The following is a 5,744-nucleotide window of genomic DNA, read 5'->3' on the forward strand; positions in this document are numbered from 1 at the left end:
ATAAAAAAGCCCATGCTCTTTTGAACATGGGCTTTGGATAAATCCGGCAGCGGCCTACTCTCCCACTTTTACGCAGTACCATCGGCGCTGGCGGGCTTAACTTCTCTGTTCGGAATGGGAAGAGGTGGTGCCCCGCCGCTATAGCTACCTTAAGTCGTTTGGCTTTATGACGGTTAAATCATTGTCCCCTGTAACCTGGGACAAGCCTTGTACTTTTAGCCGGGCCTTTCTATGGCCCTTCAATACCTTTAGGCATGATGGAAAGACGTTTTTTTCAGATAATTTACCTTAAACAAGGGTCCACCTGGTTTCAAGAAAGTTATCGGGCAATTAGTACTGCTCGGCTACGGACGTTACCGCCCTTACACCTGCAGCCTATCAACGTAGTAGTCTCCTACGGCCCTTAAGCGAGATCTCATCTTGAGGTGAGCTTCGCGCTTAGATGCTTTCAGCGCTTATCTCATCCAGACATAGCTACCCTGCAATGCAGCTGGCGCCACAACAGGTACACTAGAGGTCTGTCCAACACGGTCCTCTCGTACTGGTATCAGGTCCTCTCAAATCTCATACGCCCACAACAGATAGGGACCGAACTGTCTCACGACGTTCTGAACCCAGCTCGCGTGCCACTTTAATGGGCGAACAGCCCAACCCTTGGGACCTTCTCCAGCCCCAGGATGTGACGAGCCGACATCGAGGTGCCAAACCGCTCCGTCGATATGAGCTCTTGGGAGCGATCAGCCTGTTATCCCCGGAGTACCTTTTATCCTTTGAGCGATGGCCCTTCCATTCGGAACCACCGGATCACTATGCTCTAGTTTCCTACCTGATCGACCCGTCGGTCTCACAGTCAAGCACCCTTATACCATTATGCTCTGCTGGCGGTTACCAATCGCCATGAGGGTACCTTTAGAAGCCTCCGTTACGCTTTTGGAGGCGACCACCCCAGTCAAACTACCCACCACGCAATGTCTCCGGCAGTTGCCGGATTAGGCGCCAAGTAAGCAAAGGGACGTATTTCAAGGGCGGCTCCCCGAATCCTGGCGAACCCGGTTCATAGCCTCCGTCCTATCCTACACATTCCTTACCCAGAGTCAATGCGAAGTTGCAGTAAAGGTTCACGGGGTCTTTCCGTCCCGTTGCGGGTAAACGGCATCTTCACCGTTACTTCAATTTCACCGAGCTCGCGGCCGAGACAGTATCCAGATCGTTGCACCATTCGTGCAGGTCGGAACTTACCCGACAAGGAATTTCGCTACCTTAGGACCGTTATAGTTACGGCCGCCGTTTACCGGGGCTTCGGTTCAAGCCTTCTCCGAAGATAAGCTCCCCCCTTAACCTTCCGGCACCGGGCAGGTGTCAGGCCATATACGTCACCTTGCAGTTTAGCATAGCCCTGTGTTTTTGATAAACAGTCGCCTGGATCATTTCTCTGCGGCCCGATCCGAAGATCGGGCTCCCCTTCTCCCGAAGTTACGGGGTCATTTTGCCTAGTTCCTTAGCCGCGAATCACTCGAGCGCCTCAGGATTCTCTCCTTGACTACCTGTGTCGGTTTACGGTACGGGCCGCTATGCTCGCTTTTCTTGGAAGCAATTTCAATACTTCGCTTCGCCCGAAGGCTAGGCTCAGGGTGCTATTCCGTCAGCACTCAGTACCTACATCACTCCGTCACTTTCATCGCATAGCGGGCGCAGGAATATTAACCTGCTAACCATCGGATTCCCCTTTCGGGTACTCCTTAGGTCCCGGCTTACCCTGATCCGATTAGCGTTGATCAGGAAACCTTAGTCTATCGGCGAGGGGGTTTCTCACCCCCTTTATCGTTACTTATGCCTACATTTGCTTTTCCAGTAGCTCCACCATACCTCACGGTACAACTTCTGCGCCTGCTGGAATGCTCCCCTACCCATTGAATAAAATTCAATGCCACAGCTTCGGTGGTATGCTTATGCCCGATTATTATCCATGCCCAGTCGCTCGACTAGTGAGCTGTTACGCACTCTTTAAATGAATGGCTGCTTCCAAGCCAACATCCTAGCTGTCTAAGCAACCGGACCTCGTTTTCTTCAACTCAGCATACACTTCGGGACCTTAGCTGGTGGTCTGGGTTCTTTCCCTCTCGGACACGGACCTTAGCACCCATGCCCTCACTCCTGTAAATCATTTTACAGCATTCGGAGTTTGTCTGGATTTGATAGGCGGTGAAGCCCTCGCATCCAATCAGTAGCTCTACCTCTGCAAAACTTCTACAGGGCTGCACCTAAATGCATTTCGGGGAGTACGAGCTATTTCCCAGTTTGATTGGCCTTTCACCCCTACCCACAGCTCATCCAAAAGCTTTTCAACGCTTCCTGGTTCGGTCCTCCATTTTGTGTTACCAAAACTTCAACCTGGCCATGGGTAGATCACAGGGTTTCGCGTCTAGCGCCACTAACTTTACGCCCTTTTCAGACTCGCTTTCGCTTCGGGTACGGACCTTAAGTCCTTAGCCTCGCTAGTGACGACTAACTCGTAGGCTCATTATGCAAAAGGCACGCTGTCATCCCGAGTTCTCGGGACTCCAACCGCTTGTAAGCGTACGGTTTCAGGTACTTTTTCACCCCCCTGTTCGGGGTGCTTTTCACCTTTCCCTCACGGTACTTGTTCACTATCGGTCTCCCAGTAGTATTTAGCCTTACCAGATGGTCCTGGCTGGTTCAGGCAGGATTTCTCGTGTCCCGCCCTACTCAGGGTACTGCTAAGTATATAACCCTATACGTGTACAGGGCTGTCACCTCCTTTGGCCGGCATTTCCAAAACCGTTCCACTTCCTGGTTATATACCATATCGCAGCCCTACAACCCCGGCATTGCCGAAACAATACCGGTTTAGGCTGTTCCCATTTCGCTCGCCACTACTTTGGGAATCACTATTGTTTTCTCTTCCTCCGGGTACTTAGATGTTTCAGTTCCCCGGGTTGGCCTTCCTGCAAGCAGGAATATCCACCTTACGGTGAATGGGTTGTCCCATTCGGGTACCTGCGGATCAATTCGTATTTGCCGATCCCCGCAGTTTTTCGCAGCTTGTCACGCCCTTCTTCGCCTCCGGGAGCCAAGGCATCCCCCGTACGCCCTTTGTAACTTTCTTTACTCAAAGAGAACCCTTATAAAGGCTCTTTATCTTTTCGCGTTACTCAGTAATTAATTGAAACTAATTTCAATTTTAACCTTTCTGTTTGTTATTCGTCTTTTTTTCCCATCATGCCAAAGAACTTCTACTTTGCTGCTCCAAGCTTTAAGCTTCAAGCCTCAAGTGTGCAGATAATAAAGGAATCGAACCCCAATTTCTGGCACCAGCCTTATCTTTTTTTAGCCTCAAGCTACGAGCTGCAAGCTCCAAGCTTTTACTAAAATTCAGTATGTCAATTTTTTTTGAACGTCTTGCCTGTTTTAGTGTCGCAAATCACTTTTCGAGTTTTTATCTTTTTTACCACCTCTTTCTTCTATCCGCCAGCTGGCGGTAGGTCGGGAGGGGCTTTCTGTGGAGAATAAGGGAGTCCCCAGTAGGCTCCGAAGGAATGCCTATGGCAGATGCCTTCGGCAGAACCCTGTTTGACCTCCTTTCTCCCTTTCATTCCTTTTATGAACTGTGGAGAATAAGGGAGTCGAACCCTTGACCTCCAGAATGCAAATCTGGCGCTCTAGCCAACTGAGCTAATCCCCCAAGTCTCAGTTCCGAGTTCAGTGTTCCGGGTTCCGAGTTTTTCACTCTGAACTTTGAACTTCAAACTCTGAACTACTTTCGTAGTCCCGCCCAGACTTGAACTGGGGACCTCTACATTATCAGTGTAGCGCTCTAACCAGCTGAGCTACGGGACTCTATCCAATAGAGTTCCGCGTTTCGAGTTTAAAGTTTCGAGTTGCTCCTTACCGGAGCTTTGAACTTTAAACTTTCAACTTTAAACTCTATAATATTTTTAAAAAAAGCAAGGCCCAAAATTGTCAATCCCCAATCGTATTCTCCCTGTGCTCCAGAAAGGAGGTGTTCCAGCCACACCTTCCGGTACGGCTACCTTGTTACGACTTAACCCCAGTCACTGGTTTTACCCTAGGCCGCTCCTCTCGGTGGCAGACTTCAGGCACCCCCAGCTCCCATGGTTTGACGGGCGGTGTGTACAAGGCCCGGGAACGTATTCACCGTATCATTGCTGATATACGATTACTAGCGAATCCAACTTCATGGAGTCGGGTTGCAGACTCCAATCCGAACTGAGACCGGCTTTTAAGATTGGCAACCTGTCGCCAGGTAGCTTCCCTCTGTACCGACCATTGTAACACGTGTGTAGCCCTGGACATAAGGGCCGTGCTGATTTGACGTCATCCCCACCTTCCTCTCACCTTACGGTGGCAGTCTCGCTAGAGTCCCCAGCTTTACCTGTTGGCAACTAACGATAAGGGTTGCGCTCGTTATGGGACTTAACCCGACACCTCACGGCACGAGCTGACGACAACCATGCAGCACCTTGTAAGCAGCCCCGAAGGGAATCCCGATTTCTCGGGAATGCAGCCTACATTTAAGCCCAGGTAAGGTTCCTCGCGTATCATCGAATTAAACCACATGTTCCTCCGCTTGTGCGGGCCCCCGTCAATTCCTTTGAGTTTCAACCTTGCGATCGTACTCCCCAGGTGGTTCACTTAATGCTTTCGCTCAGCCGCTTACTGTGTATCGCAAACAGCGAGTGAACATCGTTTACGGCGTGGACTACCAGGGTATCTAATCCTGTTCGCTCCCCACGCTTTCGTGCCTCAGCGTCAGTATTGGCTTAGTAAGCTGCCTCCGCAATCGGTGTTCTGTGCAATCTCTATGCATTTCACCGCTACACTGCACATTCCGCCTACCTCAACCATACTCAAGACTCGCAGTATCAATGGCACCTCTACCGTTAAGCGGCAGTTTTTCACCACTGACTTACAAGCCCGCCTGCGCACCCTTTAAACCCAATAAATCCGGATAACGCTTGCATCCTCCGTATTACCGCGGCTGCTGGCACGGAGTTAGCCGATGCTTATTCCTACGCTACCGTCAATCCCGTACTCGTACGGGCCTTTCTTGGCGTAGAAAAGCAGTTTACAACCCATAGGGCCGTCATCCTGCACGCGGGATGGCTGGTTCAGGCTCGCGCCCATTGACCAATATTCCTCACTGCTGCCTCCCGTAGGAGTCTGGTCCGTGTCTCAGTACCAGTGTGGGGGATAATCCTCTCAGAACCCCTAAGGATCGTAGCCTAGGTAGTCCGTTACACTACCTACTAGCTAATCCTACGCATGCCCATCTTATACCACCGTAGTTTTAATCACCCGGCCATGCGACCTGGTGATGTTATGGAGTATTAATCCACGTTTCCATGGGCTATCCTCCTGTATAAGGAAAGTTGCATACGCGTTACGCACCCGTGCGCCGGTCGTCATCAGTCCGAAGACCATGTTACCCCTCGACTTGCATGTGTTAAGCCTCCCGCTAGCGTTCATCCTGAGCCAGGATCAAACTCTCCGTTGTAATTATAAAAAGTTTAATCTCTTTTGCCCAAGGTTTATTCTCTCAGAAATCAACAAAGTTGGTACACCTTGCTTTTTTATGCTTTTTTCGTTTCAAAATTTTAAAGAACTCTGCTCTTTTATTTTTCCATAAAAAATCAGCACCTCTCCTTTTTTCTTCCTAAAAAATCAATGCTGATTCTTATCTTTTTTCAATCTATGTAACCGGC

2 tRNA genes and 3 rRNA genes are annotated in these 5,744 nt (G+C 50.0%); all 5 read right to left on the minus strand.

From position 1 onward, the window contains the following. Nucleotides 1–41: 41 nt before the first annotated feature. Nucleotides 42–152: ribosomal RNA gene (gene rrf, locus BUC07_RS20200) — 5S ribosomal RNA — on the minus strand. Between the two features lie 158 nt (nt 153–310). After that, nucleotides 311–3,127: ribosomal RNA gene (locus BUC07_RS20205) — 23S ribosomal RNA — on the minus strand. A gap of 502 nt (nt 3,128–3,629) precedes the next feature. Then, nucleotides 3,630–3,703, minus strand: a tRNA-Ala gene (locus BUC07_RS20210). A gap of 81 nt (nt 3,704–3,784) precedes the next feature. Then, nucleotides 3,785–3,858 (minus strand) — tRNA-Ile (locus tag BUC07_RS20215). Nucleotides 3,859–4,014: 156 nt separating this feature from the next. Continuing rightward, nucleotides 4,015–5,536, minus strand: a 16S ribosomal RNA gene (locus BUC07_RS20220). Together the 16S, 23S and 5S rRNA genes with 2 tRNA genes alongside form the textbook arrangement of a ribosomal RNA operon. Nucleotides 5,537–5,744 lie beyond the last annotated feature (208 nt).

Origin of the sequence: Tangfeifania diversioriginum (assembly GCF_900141875.1) — a bacterium.
GTDB classification, from domain to species: Bacteria; Bacteroidota; Bacteroidia; order Bacteroidales; family Prolixibacteraceae; genus Tangfeifania; species Tangfeifania diversioriginum.